The following is a 20,702-nucleotide window of genomic DNA, read 5'->3' on the forward strand; positions in this document are numbered from 1 at the left end:
CCTTAGAATATCACAAGAAACCTCTAATGGGAACTAGGAAGTTTACTCATTTCTTTGAATAAATATTGGTCTGAATTCACGATGTATAAGCTTTGCTTAAACGAGTTCACTTTGCATTTACTCGCAACTGTACTTTATCAAATATAAAATAATATATGGATGTACCTAGAAGTCCAATGCAAGTAATAATAATTGCCATTACAAAAGAGGGTAAAAATGCACCTAAAGCTACTACGATAGATGAAATCAACATGCTTAGATTAAAACTCATTCCTTTTATAGCCATATATGAACTTCTAGCATCATCAGGTGGGAGTGCAGCCATACTTGATTGTTCAACAGGAACTCTAATCACTTCTCCAACCGTAGCAATTATCATCATAATAAATAAAAGCCAAATGTTATTTGAAAAAGAAATCACACCATACCCAACAACAAACATTAAACAACCTATTATTAGAACGTTTTTCTCCTTAAATCTCTCAATAAACTTTGCAGCAAATATTGCAAATAATGCAACTAAAATTGTATTTTCTGTTCTTAAAATACCTAACATTTGAATTCCTTGAATCTCCCAATTTAGGAAATATTGATTTGTCATTTCTTCACTTAAACGAATAGCAATAAAATTCGTTAAATTAAATTCCATGGATAAAACCAAAATTCCTGCTACTACAAACCAAATGAACAAGCGATCTTTAAATACCATCTTATAAGCATCAAATATCTCCAATATGTGAAAGGAGGTATTTTCTTGTTGATTTGGAAAATAACTCTCTTTTATAAAAAACACGATCAATGAAACAGTAACTAGAGAAGCCAATGTCAAGCCAATTAACAATTCGAACAGATAATCTTTGAATAAAAAAGCACCTAAAATTCCACCTATAGCAATTGATAAATTGTTTGCCCAATAGGTTATTGAATACATAAGCTTTCGCTGTTCAGGTGTACTTACATCGATTAACATAGCTTGATGTGCTGGTCCAGAAAATCCCCAACAAATCGTGTTTACAGTCATCATTAAAAATGTAATCAAAACCGATTCAGCCCAAGGAGAGTTAAAAGCCATCATCGTAAAAAATGCAAAAAACCTGATGATCTCCGCATACATCATAATTTTTCTTCGTCCTAAACGATCAGAAATAAAACCACCAAAGAAATTAAATACAACCCCAACAATAACATTAATAAAAAGCAACAATCCAGTAATCCCTTGCCCATAATATTGTGCAAGATAAATTGCCATAAACGGAAATATCATACTACCTATGAACCTACTGATAAATGTTTCAATAATACGAATTTTAATATTAATATGAAAATCTTTAAATTTCATAACTCTCTCCCCCTCCTAGCTGTCTACCAAAATTTTAGAGTAATTTTAATATTATATAGGGAGTCGTATATTTTGGCAATCATTTTTTTTCATTGGAAAATGTTCCACTTATGATTTTAAAATAACTACAGTCTGTATATGGATTAAACACAAGAAAAGTATGAGGCAGAATGTCCTCATACTTTTCTTGTAAATAATATTTAAATGAGCACCTCATAATTTAGATGATCCATTTTATAAATTTTTCTTGAGAAATATGGAAAACAGATATTTTACTAGCTTTACTATACCTCTTCACTTCTTTGGGACAATTTATACATACCATGAGAAGCTGGATAAGTGTATTTAAACCCGTATTTCTCATATAATTTGTCTGCCGGTTCATCTGCGATTAAACTTACATAAGCACCATTGGGTGCATTTTCGTCTAAATAAGTCGTAAGTTCATTCATAATCAATTTCCCGAATCCTTGACCTTGATAATTTGGATCTACAGCAACATCTACAATTTGATAGAAGCAACCTTTATCTCCAATGATTCTACCCATACCGATCAAATTATAGTCATGATAGATTGATATAGCACAAACTGTATTTTTCAGTCCAAGTTTAGCTCCTTTTTCACTTTTCTCACTTAATCCTGTAATTTTTCTTACGTTTAAGTAGTCTTCTACATCGGGAGAGCCTTTATAAACAAGATGAGAGATTCCACTTATATCACTTGATTGTCGCTTCCTTCTCTCGTTTATAGCCATAGCAATAGATAATAGCAAATAAAGTAACAATGGAAAAATTTGAATGGTGAACTGCTCAAATATTCTTGGTGGCACTTCCAAACTATGTACGACTCCAACACGATTATTAGTGAAATATTGTATTGTAACTATAAGCAGAATTATTCGAAATACAAATAAAAATGATGACAATACTAAATTAAAAATAACTAGCCTCTTTTTCCTTTTCAAAACCTCTCCCCCATGTTTAAACGCTTTTTTTACTCATTTTTATTTATCCAATTTAAAAGTTGATCATATTGTTTTTTAGCATCTTCAATTCCTTGTTCATACAATAGTGTTAGTTTTGTTTTATCTTTTTCTAAACGATCCACTTGTAAAGGTTGTTCGGGTCTGAACACAAAAATGTCACCTTTTTCCTCAAGATGATTAACATATTGTAAAGTTGCATTGTATTCAATGTGACGATTTATCATCGTATTTACTAACCCTTTGTATTTTCGGTGGTACCTCGCTTTTAGCATCCATCTAAAACTAGCAGGCTTTTTCTTATACCCTTTATTTCTAGTTAGGATAACGATATTTCGTTTATTCCCATCTTCTATAGACTTTTTAAGGGGGATCGGATCAGCGATACCCCCATCTAATAACTTGTACTCACCGTACTCAACTATTTGGGTAATTAAAGGTAAACTAATAGATGCTTTTAATAACGTAAATACATTACTGGGTTCTTCGTTTTTGTCAAAATAAATTGGTTTACCTGTTACGCAATCTGTAACAACAATTTTAAAAGTTTGAGGTGAAGAATGAAACGCATCGTAATCAAACGGTTCATGTTTATTAGGTAGCTCATCAAAAATAATATCCATACCAAACAAACTTTTCTTTGTAATTAAATTTCTAACACTGATATACCCAGGATAATCAATGTAATCAATGGTTACTTTTTTATTTCTACCGTATTGCTTTGAAATATATGAGGTCGCGTTACAAGCTCCTGCAGAAGCACCAATGATATACGGAATGGTAAACTCCTTCTTAATAAAGTAATCCAATATCCCTGCTGTGTAAACGCCCCTTAATCCACCACCCTCAAGTACTAGCCCAATATTATCCAAAGTCATCACATCCTCATATAACTGTTAGAGTTGATGTTTTTGTTTAGCAGTATCGTAATTACCAATATACTTAAAAATTTTACCATTTTCAAGCCAGTATGTTTGATCAAAACAACGATTTAATAAATAGCGATCATGAGATACACATAAGATAGTTCCTTCAAATTGTTCCAAAGTCTCCTCTAAAACTTCTCGAGAATCAATATCTAAATGGTTAGTTGGTTCATCTAAGATGATGAAGTTCATGTTTTGGTTCATTAGCTGTGCAAGCCTTACTCGCATTCTTTCTCCACCGCTTAACTGACTTACTTTTTTAAAAACGGAATGTCCATAAAACATAAATTTGGCTAAAATATGTCGAGCTTCTGCTTCTGTCACATGAACCTGCTCTCTGAATAAATCAATGAGTCTTCCTTCATGTTGATTTTTAAACACGTGTTGAGATAAATAACCGATTCTAACATTGCTGCCTATCTGGACCGAACCTTCATCTGGTAACATTTCATCCAAAATCATTTTTAGTAAGGTTGATTTTCCACTTCCGTTGTTCCCAATTAAAGCAATGCGATCTTGATAACGTACTGAAAAAGATAATTCTTTAAAAAGAACATTTTCATTAAAACCTTTTGTGACATTTTCAATCTTCACCACCTCTTTGCCACTTCGTTCTTTCATTTGAAGATCAAATTTCATTTTTGTATTTTCTAATTTCGGTTTTTTAATCTTTTCCATACGTTCAAGTGCTCTTTCCATGTTTTTGGCTCGCTTATACAATTTTGCATTTGGCGGGTTCGCTCGATTTGCCCATTCCCTGAGTTGTTTAATGGTTTCTTTCATTTTTTTGATTTTTTTCTGCTGTTCTTGAAATGCAGCGAATTGATTTAAAAGCCTTTTTTCCTTTTCTTCTACATAATAAGAATAATTTCCATAATACGTTTGAAGCTCTCCATCTTCTATTTCAATCATTTTCATAACGACTTCATCTAAAAAATAACGGTCATGCGATACAATGATGACTGTTCCTTGATAGGTTTTCATAAAACTTTCTAACCATTGTAATGCTTGAATATCTAAATGATTGGTAGGTTCATCTAACAATAATAATTCAGGTTTTTTTAATAATATTAGACCCAAACCAATTTTTGTTTGTTCTCCACCACTACATTTTGAAAATGGTTGATCCAACAAAGAAGTGATCCCTAAACCGTTACAGATCTTCATAAGATATGCTTCCATTTCATAACCTCCCAATTTAGTAAAAACTTCTTGCATATCCCCATATTGCTTCAATAACTTTTCTAAATTGTGTGCATCTGTTTCCATTTTTTCTTCGATAACTCTCATTTTTTTATTTAACTCGTTGATCTCTTTAAAAGCTCCACACAATACATCCCTAACGGTCTCCTCTTCATCAAAAGATGGTATTTGTTCAAGGTAACCAACTTTGGCTTCTTTTTTAATATGAATTTTGCCTTCATCACAAGGTTCAATGCCAGATATGAGTTTTAAAATGGTTGTTTTACCACTCCCATTTGTCCCTACTAAACCAATACATTCTCCTTCTTTGACTTCAAATCTTAATTTTTCAAAAATCATGTTTCCACCTAAAGTTTTACTTACATCATCAAATGCACAAACAATCATTTTAATTTCTCCTTTCGAAAATACAAAAAAACCATGAGTAAAAATCAACCCATGGTTTGAACAAACAAATTTATAATTAATCTTATACAGATAATCTAGAGTCCCTATTTTAAATATGGAAACCATATTGATAATACGAAAAAGGAACCGTTTTTATAAAAACAAAAAAGAGGGCAAATCGCCCTCCCAATGATATTACCTGTATATTAAAGTTGGGTAAGAGATTTTTACATTCTGTAATATGATGTTGTTTTATTAAAAATGGACATACGTATCCCATTGAAAACAACACCAGCAAAAATTGCACGGACAATATACACATATGATAAATATCCTGTGCGACCTTTTACAGAATGTAACACCTCAATCCCCCCTTTCAAAATTAGAATAATAAAAACATATTTATCTTATCACATAGAATTTGGGATTACAATGCACTTTCTATCCATTCTCAATGCAATTTTAAAATAAAGTTTGATCATTTTCTACTCATGTTATTCCATAATCGCACCAAATTGTCGAAAACCACTAGTGATTTTAGTTTAATACTTGGTTACTTCTGCACTATCTGTATAAGGTTGCCGCATGTATCGTCGAAGATTGCCATTGTGACTTCTCCCATTTCTGTCGGCTCCATAGTAAACCTCACGTCTTTTGCTATTAACCCTTTGTACTCTTTATAAATATCTTCAACGCCAAACATTGTTGCTGGGATGCCATCGGTAAATATCTTCTTTTGATACTCTTTGGCGGCAGGATTGTCATTTGGTTCGAGTAAAATCTCTGTTCCATCCAAATCATCGGGAGAAACAAGAGTTAACCACCTAAATTCTCCGACGGGAACGTCCTCCTTTTTTACAAACCCTAGCTTTTCTGTATAAAACGCCAGTGCCTTGTCTTGATCTTGTACGAATATACTAGTAACAATGATTTTCATACTGTTGTTGCCTCCCTCGTTATTTTGATGTGCTAACAATCTCGGTTATTTTATAAAAGGTTATTATATATTTATGGTTCTAGTTTTCTGTTCCCATTGAACTTGAAAACCTAAGGTTTCAGTAATCAATCGAAGCGGCACATAGATTCGATTATGTCTCTCCATGATTTCAAAACCTAACTCTTCCTCAACCCCATTAATTAAAACCTTTTGTTTATTTTCAAAATAAAAAATCATCTCTGTTTCATTTAAAGTTACATTCAATATTCCGTTAAACCAATGTACTTGTCCACCTAAATGTTCCGTAATAAATCGAACTGGAACATAGGTTGTACCTCCTTCAGGATTCATCACCGGCTGAGCATCTGGAAAATCTACTTTTTTATTGTTCACTTGAATATGTACTGGTTTTAAATTCAAATGAATGTTGTGAATTTTTTTAGTTATTTGAGCAATGACGCCTCTTACCTTTTCATATGGTACGCCCTTTGTCATTATCACAAGAATGTATGGATGTTCATCATATACAATTCCAACATCATGATAAATTAGTTCTAATGGAAGATAACCTACTTTATGCGCTACATTTAATTCGCTAGCACCAGCAGGTATCGTGTCATTATAATCCGTATAAACAAAAACATCTAGCAATTCTTGCCCCAATAATTCATGTTCTTCAATAAATTCATTTAATGATTTAACATAGGTGGCTAAGTCTTCTGCACTTAATCTATTAGATCCATTCGGAAAAATATTTTTTCCACCTATTTCTTGTAAAAAAGAGAGAAAGTTCGCTCTTCCCATTTTCTCAGTTAACATAATATAAGCCACATTATCACTATGTACAATCATCTTTTTTACTAAATCACGAATGGTATATTGTGTACCAAAAGGCTGAAATTGAATTACTCCACTTCCTTCATAGTAATGGTAAACTGAATAGGTTAGCTTTTGATTCAAGTTCAAGCTACCATTGGCAGCTTCTTGATAAATATATACAGCCAAAGGCAATTTTATTGTGCTAGCCCCAGCATAGACCTTTTCTTTTTGATAGGACATTGATGTTCCGGTTACTAAATTTTCATAATAAAAAGCGATATTACCAATGGAATGGAGTTCGTCTAATAATCTCTCAGGTAATTTTTCTTCTTGAGCAAAACTATTAATTGTAGTAGAAAAGAAGATTATAAAAACGAATAAACAATGAATGTAGATTTTCATGATATAAATTTTTCCCCTTTTTTATTTAATTATACGATCAATATAATCATTATACATTAAATAACTTCCTTTCTAGTTCTATGGAAAAATCATATTAAAAAAAGTTTTGTTCATCCTTTATGAAAACGTCTATTTTTAGTTCCAGCCCCTCTTCATTATATCGATTTTAGCATTGAAGACATACAATAAGTAATAAAATCTAATTGAATTAGGAGGATATGGGAAATTCAAATGATGGAATGCTTAGGCATATGTGGATTTTACATTCAGTTTACAATTTTATAGTTGCATTGCAACTTGTAAATAGATCATAATATAAAAGGATTCTAACGATGATATTGAAAAATAGGAATCTTTTTTTATCCATACATTTACATTTAGGAGATTAACTTATGACAAAAAAACTAATAGCAGAATTTTTAGGCACTTACTTTTTAATATTAGCAGGTACAGGTGCTATAGTTACGAACTCGATTACTGGAGATTTAACACATGTTGGAGTAGCTATAACTTGGGGACTTGTTGTGATGGCGATGATTTATACATTCGGTCATATTTCTGGTGCACATTTTAACCCTGCTGTGACAATCGGATTTTTAACAAATCGAAGTATCGATGGAAAAGAAGCTGCTTTATATATTTCAACTCAGATTTTGGCTGGTTTGGCTGCAAGTACTACCCTTCTAATTTTATTTGGGAACATAGCTAATTTAGGTGCTACGTTACCTAGAGAGGGATGGTTGCAAACTTTTATCATTGAATTTATCCTTACGTTCTTTTTAATGATGGTTATCCTAGGTTCTGCCGTTCATGGAAAAGCTGTGAAGTCTTTTGCTGGAATCGCAATCGGTACTACAGTTGGACTTGAAGCAATGTTTGCTGGACCAATCAGTGGAGCTTCAATGAATCCTGCCAGATCCATTGGTCCTGCAATGTTATCTGGAACGTTAGAGCATCTATGGATATACATTGTCGCTACAACATTAGGTTCAATTGCAGCTGCAATTATTTATCAGTTTATACGTGAGAAATAGTACCATAGTTTAAAATCATAACAACTTCTTCAAAAAACGCTGATTTCATGTTGAAATCGGTTTTTTTTATTCCTAAATAAAAAGAAGGCTCATCAAACTTCAGAAAAAAGACATAAATGTTGAGACTTAAGATACATATATTAGCATGTAATTGTATTTTTTTTATATTATATAAATTATTCACAAGACAACAAAGGAGGATAAAGAATGACAAAGCCTTTAGATCCAAAGTTAATTACTAAGTATGTTAATCAATTAGTGGTTCCCCCTGTATTTAAACCTTTCGTTGTAAGGGACCCAGCTACAGGTGAAGTACTGAGTCACAACTATACAGTTTTTACAACTGGATTCAAGCAACAACTTCTTCCACCAGATTTTCCTGAAACACTTGTATGGGGTTACGAAGGTATTATAGAAGATGGCTCTTGTTTCAGTGCTACTCCAGGACCTACTTTTGAAGCTGTTAGAGGAATCCCCGTGAATGTTCAGTGGGTAAACAACCTTACTGATCCTCATTTTCTTCCAGTTGATCCCACCCTACACTGGGCAAATCCTAATAATATGCCCACACCAGAACCACCATTTCAATCATTTCCACCGGGATATCCACTAGCCCAAAGTCCAGTTCCCGTATCTACTCACTTGCACGGTGGAGAAGTTAGATCTGATTCTGATGGTGGTCCTGAATCGTGGTTTACAGCTGGAGAGGAAAAAACGGGGCCTAACTTCACTCAATCGCGCTTCACTTATCCAAACCAGCAGGAATCCACTACCCTATGGTACCATGATCATACACTTGGTATCACACGACTTAATGTTGTTGCTGGACTTTCTGGATTTTACTTGTTGAGAGATCCAAATAATGATATAGAGCCGCTTCTTCCAAGTGGACCGTTTGAAATTCCTATCGTTATTCAGGACCGTTCATTTAATGAAGATGGTTCATTATTGTTCCCTAACATCGGTGTTAATCCAGAAGTTCATCCTTATTGGGTTAATGATTTTTTAGGCAATTCCATTATGGTGAATGGTAAGGTTTGGCCAAACCTCGATGTTGAACGTAGGCAGTACCGTATTAGATTCCTTAATGGAGCGAATTCCAGATTCTTTAATCTAAAACTATCAAACGATCAGTCGTTTATACAGATTGGTTCTGATGGAGGATTTTTACGTAGTCCAGTAACACTGACTGAACTTCTACTTGCACCAGCAGAGCGTGCTGACGTTTTAATTGATTTTTCAAAATTACATCCTGGAACTAAAATTATAGTAAAAAATGATGCTTTTGCTCCTTTTCCTGGTGGCAATCGACCAGATCCAGATACTACAGGGCAAATTATGCAGTTCACTGTGCTTGATACACAACCAGTACGACCAGTGAGGCTTCCACCCATACTAAATAACATACCTATACTGATTCCAGATGTTCCAAAACAAACCTTCACTCTAAATGTGGTGCGTGAAGAAACAGAACCTGGTCCTCGTGAATTATTATTGGACGGTCAAAGGTGGGAATCTCCGATCTCAGAATTACCACAGGTTGGATCAACTGTGGATTGGGTTTTAGCTAATGTATCGGCAGCTACCCATCCTATTCACGTACACTTGATTCAGTTTCAAATGGTCAGTCGGCAGCTCTTTGACTCTGAAAGATACTTAGCGGATTGGGAAAGTTTAAATGGTAAACCTCCCCTCCAGCATCCAACGATCCCTTTAGATGTAGAACCCTATCTTATAGGCAAACCTATGGAGCCAGATTTGAATGAACAGGGATGGAAAGATACTTTTCGAGCGAATCCAAATGAAGTCACCATACTTAGACTTCGTTTTGCGCCACAAAATATAGAATCAGGAGGTTCCAAACCTGGAGTAAATCAATTTTCATTTGATCCTACATTTGGTCCTGGATATGTATGGCACTGCCATATTTTAGATCATGAAGATAATGATATGATGAGACCAATGAAGGTTGTATCTGGTCTTATTCTTGAAAGCAATCCACAATCTTGCTGTGAAGTTGTTGTTGAGGGAAATACGCAGTTGGTGCCTCCAGCATTAAATAATGCTCCCATTTCAAACAATAAAACAATCTTTGCCGAAATAGAAAAAGTATGTCCTGAAAAAGTAATTATTAGTGGTTTCCTTCGTAAGACGATAACCTATACTGCAGTCTTAGATAACGGAGTTAAAGAAGATACTACGATTACTGACGATCTTCCTTTTCAGTGTATTATTGATCGAGAAGATGCAAATGAGAATGACTCTTTCATGATTACTGGTTCAACCGTTTTATGTGAGGTTTTCGCTAATACACAGAACTTTGGAGCACATTCTGTAACGAATGAAGAAGTAGCTTATAATTTTATTGAAAAAGACATCATTAAGGTTTGCATAAGAAAAAATCAATAACTCTTTAAACAAAAATCCCCAGAATAAAATGCTGATGATTAATTAGAACGATTGTTTTTCCATTCTGGGGGTGACAAATTACCCATATAATTAATTTGAAATCTTCTTCTGTTTCTTAATTTCTAGCCTTACTTATTGTGTAGTGTAACCATAAGGTTATTATTAGTTATAACTATCATGCCTTTGTAACCATGCCATACTATAAGGAAGATCTTCTTCGTTACCTCGCCCTTTTGGAACTAAGTCCATATATTGATACGCACCATTTACGATGTCTAAACCACGTGAATAAGTAGAATAAGTATGAAACACTTCACCCTGCTCATTTTTATAAAAGACACTGATTCCATGCGCCTCATCGTGAGGTGCTTCGACAGTACCAAAATTATAGAGCTTTTCTCCCTTTTTAATTTCATCTTTAGTAAATGAAACTTTATAATCTCGGTTAAAATCATTACTAAAGGATGAAACCCACTTAAAACCCCATCCCATACGCTTTTTATACTCCTCTAATGTGCTTAATCCTGCCTTAGAAACAGCAATCATTGTAATATCTCTTTGGTTGAGATGAACAATAGCTCCGTTAAAGTTATCTGCCCAAAAAGAACAACTCTTACAACCTTCTTTTTCATTAGGTCCAAACATAAAGTGATAAACAATAAGTTGACTTCTTCCCTCAAAAAGCTCTTCTAGAGTTTCCTTACCATTTGGACCATCAAACACATATCCCTTTTCTACTCTTACCCAAGGGAGTTCTCGTCTATCTCGACTCAATTGGTCTTTTTGAAGCGTAAATGCTTTTTCCTTTTCAAGGTGAGCCTTTCGTATTTCAAGCCATTCTTCTCTAGAAATTATTTTCTGATTATTCATGAATATCCTCCTCTTTATTATTTAAATTTATCATGATGTCAATCTAAAATGTTACTTTTTAGTCACATATATAATGTGACTTTATGGTAACATATTTATTTTTACTTTGCAAGGGATATTGCATTGATTTATTAGTTCATTTATGAAAAAATAGTAAGATGTGGATATTCTAATGTTTATACATCTTAATGATAGATTTTTATCAAGGGGGAATTTATGATGAACATTATAAAATTAAAAGATAGACAAGAACTAGATAAAATAATTCCAACGCTGCCTTGGTATATTGAGAAATTTATCAATCACAAATTACAGGATCTTTCACCATCTACTTTACTTGAATATGTTAGAGATTATAGTACATTTCTATCTTGGTTACTTGCTGAGGGTTTATCTGATGTTAAAAATATAAAAGATGTTCCTTTAGAGCACTTAGAGAAACTACATACAGAAAGTATTGATAATTTCAGAGCATTTTTGGCAACTAGAAAAGAGAATTCAAATTCAAAAATCACAATTACTAGAAAACTCTCCTCCCTTCGATCACTTTTTCATTACTTAAGTCAAATAGCAGAAGATGAGAATTTCTATCCTCTTTTGAAAAGAAACGTTATGGCTAAAATTGAAATAAAAAGGACGAACAAAGCGAAGGAAATAGCGAATAAATTAGAAGGGAAGTTATTACAAGAAAGTGAAATTGTCGAGTTTATTGAATATGTTAAATCTGGTTATGAACAGGACATTTCAAAAAATAAACAGGCTTTATATTTTTATCAACTAAACAAAGATAGAGATGTCTGCATTATTAGCCTAATTCTTCATTCTGGTTTGCGGGTTTCAGAAGTTGTTAATTTAACCCTAGATGATATTGATTTAAAAAAACAAACGGTTTATGTATATAGAAAAGGAAATCATGATGAAACTTTTAAAACTAGAGTTTATTTTAGAAATCATGCTATAAAGTATATACAAAATTACTTATCCAATCGAGATACAATTTATAAATCACAGAAAAAAGAGAAAGCTTTCTTTCTTACTATTCCAAATGGAGCACAACAAGGTAAAAGAATGTCTAAACGTGCTATTCAAGAAATGGTCATTAAATATGCAAAAAGGTTTGGAAAGCCTTATTTAACTGTTCATAAACTAAGACATTCTTTCGCAACAGATTATTATTTGCAAAATGATCTATATAAAACACAAGAACAATTAGGACATGCATCTACCGATACGACACAAATCTACGCGCATTTAACAGACAAAACAATGGAAAAAGCGATTGATCGTAGAGTTAGTGAGAATGAATGAGGTTACTGGTTATTCAGATGAAATTAGAATGCGATCAGAATAGCAGATTTACTCGAGGGAATTGTAATAAGTTTAGAAAAACATCAATGAAGTTAGATGCATACTTAGGTAGTAAATAATGTTTAAATGCCTATTTTTTTAGAATAGGCATTTAAACTATAAATCGACTTTTTTTAAAATATCAATTCAACTATAATTTTTAATCTTATTTATTTTTCTCATTTCCCCGCTTAAAATTCCCTGTAAGTTTGGCTAATATAAGTTGAATTGCATAATCATCCTTGCCTTCTATATTAGATAAAAACTTTTTTGATTCTTTTTCACTTAACGTTTTGATCATTCTGTTATCCCAATAAATCATCGTTTTATTCGCTTTAGTTATCTTATAACTGAATGGGTTTTCCTTTAAACGATCTCTTTTATCTATATCTCCCATTTTGCTTCCTCACTCTCTAAACGACCTATGTTTCATCCAGATTTTATTAAAACAGAGTGAAGTCACTCTTGCTCTATATCGCTTATATTAGCTTACTATCATACTAGCTTTCAAGTCTTCTATTTGTTTTATATGTCTTTGTTCATGAATACCTATAAATTCCAAATATTGATCTAGGTTTAAACGGCCTAATAAAGGATGTGACATAGAAAGATGTGACAAAAGGCTATCTTCAATATTATTCAAAATACCAATCAATTGATCTCTTGACTCACTTAATAGACTCAAAATTTCTTGTTTTGACATGTATTGATCAGTTGGTTGAGTATAATCTGGGGCCTCTCTTTTAATTGTTCGATTCGTTACAATCTCAAATGATTTGATCGTTGTTTGATTTTGTTTATTTTTTTGGATTACATGTTTGAAACCAGCTTGAATAACATGCTCTGTTAAATACAAATGGTGAAGTACTTGCAATATACTCCAATCGTCATTTGTCTGCTTTTGATTTATTTGTTCATCATTCAGATCCTCTACACTTTGGATTAACTTATTTCTAATTTCTGTTACAAATTCCATATTTTCTACACCCCATTTTTATTTGTTTAAATATATATATTCTTTGAGATGTATATCATAACCTGCTCAATGAAAAGCTATATTTTCGTGGTTCAACAACCACTTTTTTCTCCATAATCCTCCGCCATAGCCTACTAACTTCCCATTACTGCCCATAACTCTATGGCACGGAACAATGATCACAATTTTGTTTTTATTATTTGCATTCCCAATTGCTCTTACTGCTTTTCCATTCCCAATTCTTTCTGCTACAGTTTTATAAGAAACTGCTTCTCCATAAGGAATATTAGTTAGTTCCTTCCATACTGTATCCTGAAATTCTGTGCCATTTAAATGTAGTTTTACATCAAATTTCGTCCTTGTCCCTGCAAAGTATTCATCCAACTGCTTAAGAGTTTCTTTTAAAATTGATGGAATTTTTAATGAAGCTTGCTCATTCTCTTCCTCGACAAAATTTACTTCTATTAATCGATTGTCATCACTTTTACATTGTATAAGTCCTACTGGTGAAGAATAGTATTGAATATATTCTCTAGTCATAACATGAGCTCCCTTCTTTATTTAACTATACAACACTTTAGAGGTTAAAGTTTTTAAAATATTGCTTTGTTATTTTTTCAATCCCCAATGATTTACATATATTAATTTACTTATCTCTTCCCTTTTAGCCCATTTACTTGTTTCCAATATTGGGGCTTCTGGATATTCATCTGTATAACCTAGAGATAACAATGCTACTGGATCTATGTGAGGTGGAATTTTCATAATTTCTCTTATGTCATTTTTTTTATAAAAACTGACCCAACCTAATGCTATTCCTTCTGCACAAGAAGCAAGCCACATATTTTGAATCGAGCAAGCAACAGACATCATATCTGTTTCAGGAATAGAATTTCGACCAAGTACATGAGTGCCTCCTCTTGTTGGGTCACAGGTAACACAAATGGTAATCGGAGCTTCCTTTAATCCCTCAACTTTTAAACTTAAAAAATGATCTTGACGTTCACCCTCATAATGAATCGCCAAAGCCCGTCTTTCTTTATCCGCTGCCCAGGCAAGTTGTTCCTTTATTTTTTGAGAACGAACGATAATAAAATTCCATGGTTGCATAAATCCAACAGATGGTGCATGGTGTCCTGCTTCAATGATTCTTTCAATCACTTCTTCTGGTATACATTTAGTTAAAAATGAACGAACATCTCTTCTCTTACGGATCACCTTATAAATTGCATCTCGCTCTTGATCAGAAAACATCATGTCCCCCCCTTAAAGTGGTCTACTGTATCTTATTCAATATAATGTTCAACGAGTTACAAAACCCTTTCAAATTATACTTTAGTTTCATTAAAAAACAATAATCATAAATATAGTTTTAAATTAAAATATTTTTTATTTTTCATTTTATATTTTTACATAATTTTTACTTAAATTCCACTATATAGCAATATATATCCAGTGTGTATCTAGAAATGCCTTTCCTAATCCTGATTCTTCCGATGTCCTAAGGTACGCAAAAGCACAATTTTAACATTAGGTACACACATCTAATCAAAATTCTAATAAAACTCATAACATATATTAGATAAAAAAAGAACGGAGGTGAAATCATGGGAACTTTTGATAGAACAATCTGTAATTGCTGTGTCTGTCCGATGCAATGCGTAATGCAACAATTAGTAGAACGTGAGGTAGATATAGCTACACCTGTTAACGTGGATGATGTTAGAATTATTTCTGTTGATAATTTTATAGCGAATACGAATGAAGGATTGTTTCCGATATGTAATGTCACAGCAGTTGGAGTTATCAGTCCTCCTTTTGATATTAAGTTAAAACCAGTGCGCCAGGATAAAAAAGGAGAGTGCAATTGTTGTGAGGATCCAGCTACAAATGAATTGCAGCAGCTCATTGGAAAAGAAGTGGATCTTGAATTTATTGGAGGAATAGCACCCTTTGCAGACGGAAATATCGTAACTGGAATTGTTTCACAAGTTGGAGAAGGTATTTTAATTTTAAGTGATCTTGGGACTTTTTCTAATGCTGCAATATCAACTTGCCAAATTACAAGAATTCAACTCAACTAATTGTATAATATCTCCAAACGATGTCCCAAAGAAAAAGAGCACTTCCAACTGATAGATTGTGTCTAACAATTGGGGTGCACTTCATTATCACCTGAATTCTACAGTCGAATATTTGCCTAACAATGTGAACGATGGATCGTCATTCCAACTGCTGCCTCCACGATAACCATATCTCGAACCTTCACTTACAGCAACTAAAATAATGAGGTTTCCTTAGAGAGATATGCAAGAAAGCCGAGGTAATTAAAGATTAAACGGGACTTTCTTCCCAGCATAACAATAAGAAAACACTTTTTCTCCTTCAACAAAATAACTTTCATATTTATCCTCAGGTTTTATTTCATCATCAAAGATGGTATCATCGATCGTTTTATATTGAAGTATTTTCATTTGTTTTTCCATTTCTGAGAATGTAAACAAATGTCTTTGTTTTAACTGATGTACAATACTATTTTCTATGAAGTTTTTAAACAACATATAAGTCCCATATATATTGCAGTTTTCCTTTAAATAATGATCAGTCTCTTTTAATAAAAAAGTGTCATGTTCAAAGTTATAATTCGTGGTCCCTCCAAGATCAAATAAATAATCTATACTTTTATTTTTAATAGGAATATTTAAAAAGTCAGAGCAAATAAATAGTATGTTTTTCGTTTGATCACTAGTTTCCAAGGTGTTTTTCACATATTGCAAACATTCATATTGATGGTCTACAGCAATGTAAAATGATTCATCTGGAATGATCTCATAAACATGTCTCAACAATAAACCTATACCTGTACCAAGCTCCAAAATATTTTTATCTACCATATCATTAGGGTCTATTTTCTTATACATCCAATCCAAACATTTATACATCTGATCTATAAGATTGCCATCTACCGTATGAATATAGTCTGAAATGATATCCTTTGTTATACTTATTTGGTCATTTTCTTTCCTTATTTTCAGCTTATCATATTGGTCTTCTGTACATAAAATACCTTCTTCAATGAAATATTGATTCCCACAGAAACATTTTAAACTCCCATTTAATAATTGATTATTTTCAATTTCTGCATTTTTTACATTTAATTTACTTCGACATTGGTGGCACGCCATCAGAGAAAGCGCTGATAAAGGTATACCTAGTTTTAAACGTTTTTCCCTTCGACTTTGATTCATCTCTATTTCTGTTTGAAGATATTGTTTTGTTTCTTCATATTTTTTTATTTTATTTTCAATTTCTTTATATTTATTATCAAATAAAGTTGTATAATACTCAAATTGCTGAAAGGGCGATAATATTCCGAGACGTTTGTATCTAAAGATAGTTTGTATTTCATGTAATGTAAACCCAAGTTTTTTAAAGTAGAGGATATCTTTTAAATCTTGGTGGCAAGTATCTTCAAAGTAATATTTCCCCCCCACCTTTTCAGCAATGATCAATCCCATGTCCATGTAATGTCTAATGCTGTCCACACTTATATTATTCTTTTTTGAAAATTTTCCTATTTTCATTCATATCACCTTAATTTCTTATTTGATCATTTTCAAACATATCCAGAACTTCAACATCATTGTTTTTATTTAAGCTTGTTGTGATCCTAATGAAGTTTTTTTCACGTTTCGAACATAATATCTCAAACTTATTAGCAACAATAATACTCCCCCAACTAAAGTTAACCAAAAAGCAGGAAAGATATTTAACATGCTGCCCGATATGAGCATAGCAAACGGTACAAACGCTTTCACTAATGTCACTGTAACACTAAGAACTCTACCTCTTAATTCATCTGGAATCTTTTTTTGTAACATGGTCAACACAGGGATGTCAACAAAAGAAATAACAATCCCAAATGTCACATGAATCAAAACATAATAAATCGTGTAAAACATTTTAAATTCATTACTAATCATTAATATTGGTACACCTAATAAGAAGATTAACACAGATGAAATCATCGTCATTAAAATTAATAATTTATTGTATTCCATTAACTTCTCACTAAATTTACCTACAATAATTGCTCCCAATAACATACCGATTGGAAAAGCACCCTCAATGATACCAAACGAGAAATCACTAAGTTCCAACACATTAATAATGATATAGGGTATAGGGATTTGAACTGAAAATGTATATAAAATATTGATGAGTATGAATAACCCTAGAACTCCAGTTAATTGTTTTTGACTGATTAAATATAAGAATCCTTCTTTCATATCTTTGAAAATTCTTGTCTTCTCTTTTTTAACTTCTTTCGTGTCATCACCAGTACTAAAGTTAAAATTAATAAGAAGTTCAGATAAACTTGAAACAAGGAAAGATATCGCATTGATTAAAATGAATAATTTAATGTCCATAAAAGCAAATACTAATCCGCCTATCATAGGTCCCAAAATAAAAGAGCTTGAAGAAATCATTTGCGTTAAAGCATTCACTTTCATTAAATTCTTTTCAAGTACGACATTTGGCTTTGCAGATTCTAAACAAACAAAAAATAATGTACTAAGGATGTTCAATATCAGTGTGACTGTGTAAATCCAGATTAAATTGAATTGTACAAAACTGACAAAAAATAAAAGCAGCAGCACCGCTCCACTTAATAAATCTGAGCCTACAATAATCATTTTACGATTTAATCTATCTGTTAATACTCCAGCAATAGGTCCTAATATGATCGTTGGTAAAATAGATAGTACTAAATTTGTAGCAAAGGATAATCCAGATCCTGTTACCGTTAAGATGTATAAACTGATTGCAAAAGAATAAATCGATGTGCCAAACATTGAAACAAATTGACCTGATCCTAATAATATAATATTTTTTAAGTCAGATTTTGGATCTCTTACTGATTTAATTACATTCACTTTCATGTTGTTGCCCTCCTTCAAATTACAAGTAAAGTACTATGTGAAAATAATGAACATTAATCACATTTTGAATGTATTTTTTCCAGTACTTAACCTCTTCATAACAAGTGTAAATCATCGGGATGGGGCGACAACAACAGGTAAATTTAATTCTAAATTTTTAAAAAAATCATTTATAATCGGGTTAACCCAATCTTATACCACCCATACACATTAGAAAAGAAAAAAACCAGGAAACTTTGCTCCCTGGTTTTACACTCTATTTATTAAGTTGTTTCTAAAAACAATGACGCTCCCATGCCTCCACCTACACAAAGGGAGGCAATCCCTTTTTTCAATTCCTGCCTTTTTAATTCATGTACAAGACTTGTAACGATTCTTGCACCGGTACAACCGATAGGATGTCCTAAACTAATGCCACTGCCATTTACATTTGTTTTATTTCGATCTAATCCTAATTCTTTTTCTACCGCTAAATATTGAGCTGCAAATGCTTCATTAATTTCAATTAAATCTGCTTCCTCTAAAGACCAATCTACTTTTGCTAAGCCTTTCTGAATTGCAGGTACAGGTCCACGACCCATCAGTTTTGGATCTACTCCAGCTATTTGAAATCCGACTATTCTTGCTAGAGGGGTCAGACCTCTTTTTAAAGCAAGTTCTTCATCCATAAGTACAAGAGCAGCAGCGCCATCATTTAATCCTGATGAATTCCCTGCAGTCACGGTTCCATTATCACGAAAAGCCGGCTTTAATTTCATCAGATTTTCTATCGTAATATTTTCACGTGGATGTTCATCTTTTGTAACTATCGTTTCATGTTTTCGACTCTTGACCTTGATTGGTACAATTTGAGAATCAAAATACCCTTTATTAATTGCATGTAATGCTCTTTGATGACTAAGTAATGATATTTCATCTTGTTCTTCACGTGTTATATGATGCAAATCTGCTAAATTCTCTGCTGTTTCACCCATCATAATATGATGAATAGGGTCCTCTAATATTTCCCAAACACTATCTGATACTTTTCCGTGTTGTAATCTTTTTCCCCATCTATGTTGATGGAGCACATATGGACTTGAGCTCATCGCTTCTACACCACCGGCAACAATGGTATCTGATAACCCAGTTTGAATCTGTAAGGCAGCAGAAATAATGGCTTGCATACCTGATGAGCATTGACGTTGAATTGTGAAACCTGTAGTTGTATCTGGAAAATCTGCTATTAAGCTAGCTGTTCTAGCAATATTAGGCATATCTGTTCTTTGAATACAATGACCTAAAATAATTTCATTTACATCTTCTTTATCAATGTTGCTCCTTTTAACCGCTTCCTGTAATACAGGTACTGCTAAATCTATAGGGCTCAGATCTTTAAAAACACCCCCAAATGTTCCAATAGGTGTTCGCACTGCTGATACAATCACTACATTTCTCATAATTATCCCCCTCAGGTCATGAAATTATTGATTAAGTAAAGTTTCCTCTATGATTAGATTAGGTTCTGTTGCAGCCTGGATCTCTGATATAGAACTATCATCCAAGATTTCTACAAGCTTTAACCCATTGTCGGTTACATCAAGAACAGCACGCTCCGTAATAATTCTATCCACTACACCTTTACCTGTAAGGGGGAGAGCACATTCATTTACAATTTTATGTTTACCATTTTTACTAAGATGCTCCATAATCACGATGATTCTTTTTGCACCATGGACTAAATCCATTGCTCCTCCCATTCCTTTAATCATCTTTCCAGGTATCATCCAGTTTGCTAAATCTCCGTTCTTAGAGACCTCCATACCGCCAAGAATAGCGATATCAATATGCCCCCCTCGAATCATTCCGAAAGATTCTGCACTATCAAAAAAAGCAGCACCTTGAATCGCTGTTACAGTTTCTTTTCCAGCATTGATAAGATCTGGATCTAATTCATCTTCTGTCGGAAACGGACCTATGCCCAATAATCCGTTTTCAGATTGAAGAACAACCTGTTTATCTTTTTGTAAATAATTTGCAACCAACGTAGGCATACCAATTCCTAAATTTACATAGAAACCGCTTTCAATTTCTTGCTCTGCTCTTCTAGCAATGGTCTCGCGAATAAGATGTTTATCAGACATGTTC

Annotated in this window: 20 protein-coding genes; 4 read left to right on the forward strand and 16 right to left on the reverse strand. The window is 33.0% G+C overall.

All coding sequences use genetic code 11. From position 1 onward, the window contains the following. Window positions 1-106 precede the first annotated feature (106 nt). The 7 genes from VQL36_RS11620 to VQL36_RS11650 form a co-directional block, all read right to left on the reverse strand. Complete coding sequence (locus tag VQL36_RS11620; RefSeq protein ID WP_349249470.1) at window positions 107-1,339, reverse strand: MFS transporter; 1,233 nt, start codon at window positions 1,337-1,339, stop codon at window positions 107-109. 284 nt (window positions 1,340-1,623) lie between these two features. Next, window positions 1,624-2,304, reverse strand: a complete 681-nt coding sequence (locus VQL36_RS11625) for a GNAT family N-acetyltransferase (RefSeq protein ID WP_349249471.1) — start codon at window positions 2,302-2,304, stop codon at window positions 1,624-1,626. Between the two features lie 29 nt (window positions 2,305-2,333). Further along, window positions 2,334-3,200, reverse strand: a complete 867-nt coding sequence (locus VQL36_RS11630; RefSeq protein WP_413789507.1) for a patatin-like phospholipase family protein — start codon at window positions 3,198-3,200, stop codon at window positions 2,334-2,336. 18 nt (window positions 3,201-3,218) lie between these two features. Further along, window positions 3,219-4,838, reverse strand: a complete 1,620-nt coding sequence (abc-f, locus tag VQL36_RS11635) for a ribosomal protection-like ABC-F family protein (RefSeq protein WP_349249473.1) — start codon at window positions 4,836-4,838, stop codon at window positions 3,219-3,221. A gap of 227 nt (window positions 4,839-5,065) precedes the next feature. After that, on the reverse strand, window positions 5,066-5,200 hold the full coding sequence (locus tag VQL36_RS11640; RefSeq protein ID WP_349249474.1) for an RAxF-45 family protein: 135 nt from the start codon (window positions 5,198-5,200) through the stop codon (window positions 5,066-5,068). A 191-nt stretch (window positions 5,201-5,391) separates the two neighbouring features. Next, entirely contained in the window at window positions 5,392-5,775 is a 384-nt protein-coding gene (locus VQL36_RS11645; protein WP_349249475.1) for a VOC family protein, read from the reverse strand. 63 nt (window positions 5,776-5,838) lie between these two features. Then, window positions 5,839-6,996 carry a serine hydrolase gene (locus VQL36_RS11650; RefSeq protein ID WP_349249476.1) on the reverse strand — a complete coding sequence of 386 codons (1,158 nt, stop codon included), beginning with the start codon at window positions 6,994-6,996 and terminating at the stop codon, window positions 5,839-5,841. Window positions 6,997-7,388: 392 nt separating this feature from the next. Between VQL36_RS11650 and VQL36_RS11655 the strand changes: the two genes are divergently transcribed. Together VQL36_RS11655 and VQL36_RS11660 are read left to right on the forward strand one after the other, a co-directional pair. Further along, window positions 7,389-8,030 (forward strand): aquaporin, encoded by a 642-nt coding sequence (locus VQL36_RS11655; RefSeq protein ID WP_349249477.1) that lies wholly within the window; start codon window positions 7,389-7,391, stop codon window positions 8,028-8,030. A gap of 207 nt (window positions 8,031-8,237) precedes the next feature. After that, on the forward strand, window positions 8,238-10,439 hold the full coding sequence (locus VQL36_RS11660) for a multicopper oxidase family protein (protein ID WP_349249478.1): 2,202 nt from the start codon (window positions 8,238-8,240) through the stop codon (window positions 10,437-10,439). Between the two features lie 162 nt (window positions 10,440-10,601). Here the strand turns inward: VQL36_RS11660 and VQL36_RS11665 are convergent, their stop codons facing one another. Then, the gene (locus VQL36_RS11665) at window positions 10,602-11,309 is read right to left on the reverse strand and encodes a thioredoxin family protein (RefSeq protein WP_349249479.1); all 708 of its coding nucleotides are present in this window, start codon (window positions 11,307-11,309) and stop codon (window positions 10,602-10,604) included. A gap of 219 nt (window positions 11,310-11,528) precedes the next feature. Between VQL36_RS11665 and xerS the strand changes: the two genes are divergently transcribed. Beyond that, window positions 11,529-12,617: a tyrosine recombinase XerS gene (xerS, locus tag VQL36_RS11670; RefSeq protein ID WP_349249480.1), complete on the forward strand. Its 1,089-nt coding sequence runs from the start codon at window positions 11,529-11,531 to the stop codon at window positions 12,615-12,617. Window positions 12,618-12,822: 205 nt separating this feature from the next. On the opposite strand, the gene VQL36_RS11675 is transcribed toward xerS, so the two are convergent. The 4 genes from VQL36_RS11675 to bluB form a co-directional block, all read right to left on the reverse strand. Continuing rightward, window positions 12,823-13,053, reverse strand: a complete 231-nt coding sequence (locus VQL36_RS11675; protein ID WP_349249481.1) for a hypothetical protein — start codon at window positions 13,051-13,053, stop codon at window positions 12,823-12,825. A gap of 87 nt (window positions 13,054-13,140) precedes the next feature. Next, window positions 13,141-13,632: a DinB family protein gene (locus VQL36_RS11680; RefSeq protein ID WP_349249482.1), complete on the reverse strand. Its 492-nt coding sequence runs from the start codon at window positions 13,630-13,632 to the stop codon at window positions 13,141-13,143. Between the two features lie 66 nt (window positions 13,633-13,698). Next, entirely contained in the window at window positions 13,699-14,172 is a 474-nt protein-coding gene (locus VQL36_RS11685) for a methylated-DNA--[protein]-cysteine S-methyltransferase (protein WP_349249483.1), read from the reverse strand. A 69-nt stretch (window positions 14,173-14,241) separates the two neighbouring features. Then, the gene (gene bluB, locus VQL36_RS11690; protein WP_349249484.1) at window positions 14,242-14,886 is read right to left on the reverse strand and encodes a 5,6-dimethylbenzimidazole synthase; all 645 of its coding nucleotides are present in this window, start codon (window positions 14,884-14,886) and stop codon (window positions 14,242-14,244) included. Between the two features lie 353 nt (window positions 14,887-15,239). Between bluB and VQL36_RS11695 the strand changes: the two genes are divergently transcribed. Then, window positions 15,240-15,716, forward strand: a complete 477-nt coding sequence (locus tag VQL36_RS11695; protein ID WP_349249485.1) for a hypothetical protein — start codon at window positions 15,240-15,242, stop codon at window positions 15,714-15,716. Between the two features lie 243 nt (window positions 15,717-15,959). On the opposite strand, the gene VQL36_RS11700 is transcribed toward VQL36_RS11695, so the two are convergent. The 4 genes from VQL36_RS11700 to VQL36_RS11715 all read right to left on the reverse strand — a co-directional run bounded on the left by VQL36_RS11700 (window position 15,960) and on the right by VQL36_RS11715 (window position 20,698). Then, entirely contained in the window at window positions 15,960-17,216 is a 1,257-nt protein-coding gene (locus VQL36_RS11700; RefSeq protein WP_349249486.1) for a MerR family transcriptional regulator, read from the reverse strand. A gap of 69 nt (window positions 17,217-17,285) precedes the next feature. Further along, on the reverse strand, window positions 17,286-18,575 hold the full coding sequence (locus tag VQL36_RS11705) for an MFS transporter (protein WP_349249487.1): 1,290 nt from the start codon (window positions 18,573-18,575) through the stop codon (window positions 17,286-17,288). A 263-nt stretch (window positions 18,576-18,838) separates the two neighbouring features. Beyond that, entirely contained in the window at window positions 18,839-20,014 is a 1,176-nt protein-coding gene (locus VQL36_RS11710; RefSeq protein ID WP_349249488.1) for a thiolase family protein, read from the reverse strand. Window positions 20,015-20,038: 24 nt separating this feature from the next. Beyond that, window positions 20,039-20,698, reverse strand: a complete 660-nt coding sequence (locus tag VQL36_RS11715) for a 3-oxoacid CoA-transferase subunit B (protein WP_349249489.1) — start codon at window positions 20,696-20,698, stop codon at window positions 20,039-20,041. Between the last annotated feature and the right edge of the window lie 4 nt (window positions 20,699-20,702).

The organism is Chengkuizengella sp. SCS-71B, from assembly GCF_040100845.1.
Taxonomy (GTDB): domain Bacteria; phylum Bacillota; class Bacilli; order Paenibacillales; family KCTC-33759; genus Chengkuizengella.

Excerpts from the sequence above, each read along its gene's own strand:
- VQL36_RS11660 (WP_349249478.1), top strand. The coding sequence starts at position 8,238 with ATGACAAAGCCTTTAGATCCAAAGTTAATTACTAAGTATGTTAATCAA.
- VQL36_RS11675 (WP_349249481.1), bottom strand. The coding sequence starts at position 13,053 with ATGGGAGATATAGATAAAAGAGATCGTTTAAAGGAAAACCCATTCAGT.
- xerS (WP_349249480.1), top strand. The coding sequence starts at position 11,529 with ATGAACATTATAAAATTAAAAGATAGACAAGAACTAGATAAAATAATT.
- VQL36_RS11630 (WP_413789507.1), bottom strand. The coding sequence starts at position 3,200 with ATGACTTTGGATAATATTGGGCTAGTACTTGAGGGTGGTGGATTAAGG.
- VQL36_RS11710 (WP_349249488.1), bottom strand. The coding sequence starts at position 20,014 with ATGAGAAATGTAGTGATTGTATCAGCAGTGCGAACACCTATTGGAACA.
- VQL36_RS11645 (WP_349249475.1), bottom strand. The coding sequence starts at position 5,775 with ATGAAAATCATTGTTACTAGTATATTCGTACAAGATCAAGACAAGGCA.
- VQL36_RS11715 (WP_349249489.1), bottom strand. The coding sequence starts at position 20,698 with ATGTCTGATAAACATCTTATTCGCGAGACCATTGCTAGAAGAGCAGAG.
- VQL36_RS11655 (WP_349249477.1), top strand. The coding sequence starts at position 7,389 with ATGACAAAAAAACTAATAGCAGAATTTTTAGGCACTTACTTTTTAATA.
- VQL36_RS11650 (WP_349249476.1), bottom strand. The coding sequence starts at position 6,996 with ATGAAAATCTACATTCATTGTTTATTCGTTTTTATAATCTTCTTTTCT.
- VQL36_RS11705 (WP_349249487.1), bottom strand. The coding sequence starts at position 18,575 with ATGAAAGTGAATGTAATTAAATCAGTAAGAGATCCAAAATCTGACTTA.
- abc-f (WP_349249473.1), bottom strand. The coding sequence starts at position 4,838 with ATGATTGTTTGTGCATTTGATGATGTAAGTAAAACTTTAGGTGGAAAC.
- VQL36_RS11665 (WP_349249479.1), bottom strand. The coding sequence starts at position 11,309 with ATGAATAATCAGAAAATAATTTCTAGAGAAGAATGGCTTGAAATACGA.
- VQL36_RS11685 (WP_349249483.1), bottom strand. The coding sequence starts at position 14,172 with ATGACTAGAGAATATATTCAATACTATTCTTCACCAGTAGGACTTATA.
- bluB (WP_349249484.1), bottom strand. The coding sequence starts at position 14,886 with ATGTTTTCTGATCAAGAGCGAGATGCAATTTATAAGGTGATCCGTAAG.
- VQL36_RS11695 (WP_349249485.1), top strand. The coding sequence starts at position 15,240 with ATGGGAACTTTTGATAGAACAATCTGTAATTGCTGTGTCTGTCCGATG.
- VQL36_RS11680 (WP_349249482.1), bottom strand. The coding sequence starts at position 13,632 with ATGGAATTTGTAACAGAAATTAGAAATAAGTTAATCCAAAGTGTAGAG.
- VQL36_RS11620 (WP_349249470.1), bottom strand. The coding sequence starts at position 1,339 with ATGAAATTTAAAGATTTTCATATTAATATTAAAATTCGTATTATTGAA.
- VQL36_RS11700 (WP_349249486.1), bottom strand. The coding sequence starts at position 17,216 with ATGAAAATAGGAAAATTTTCAAAAAAGAATAATATAAGTGTGGACAGC.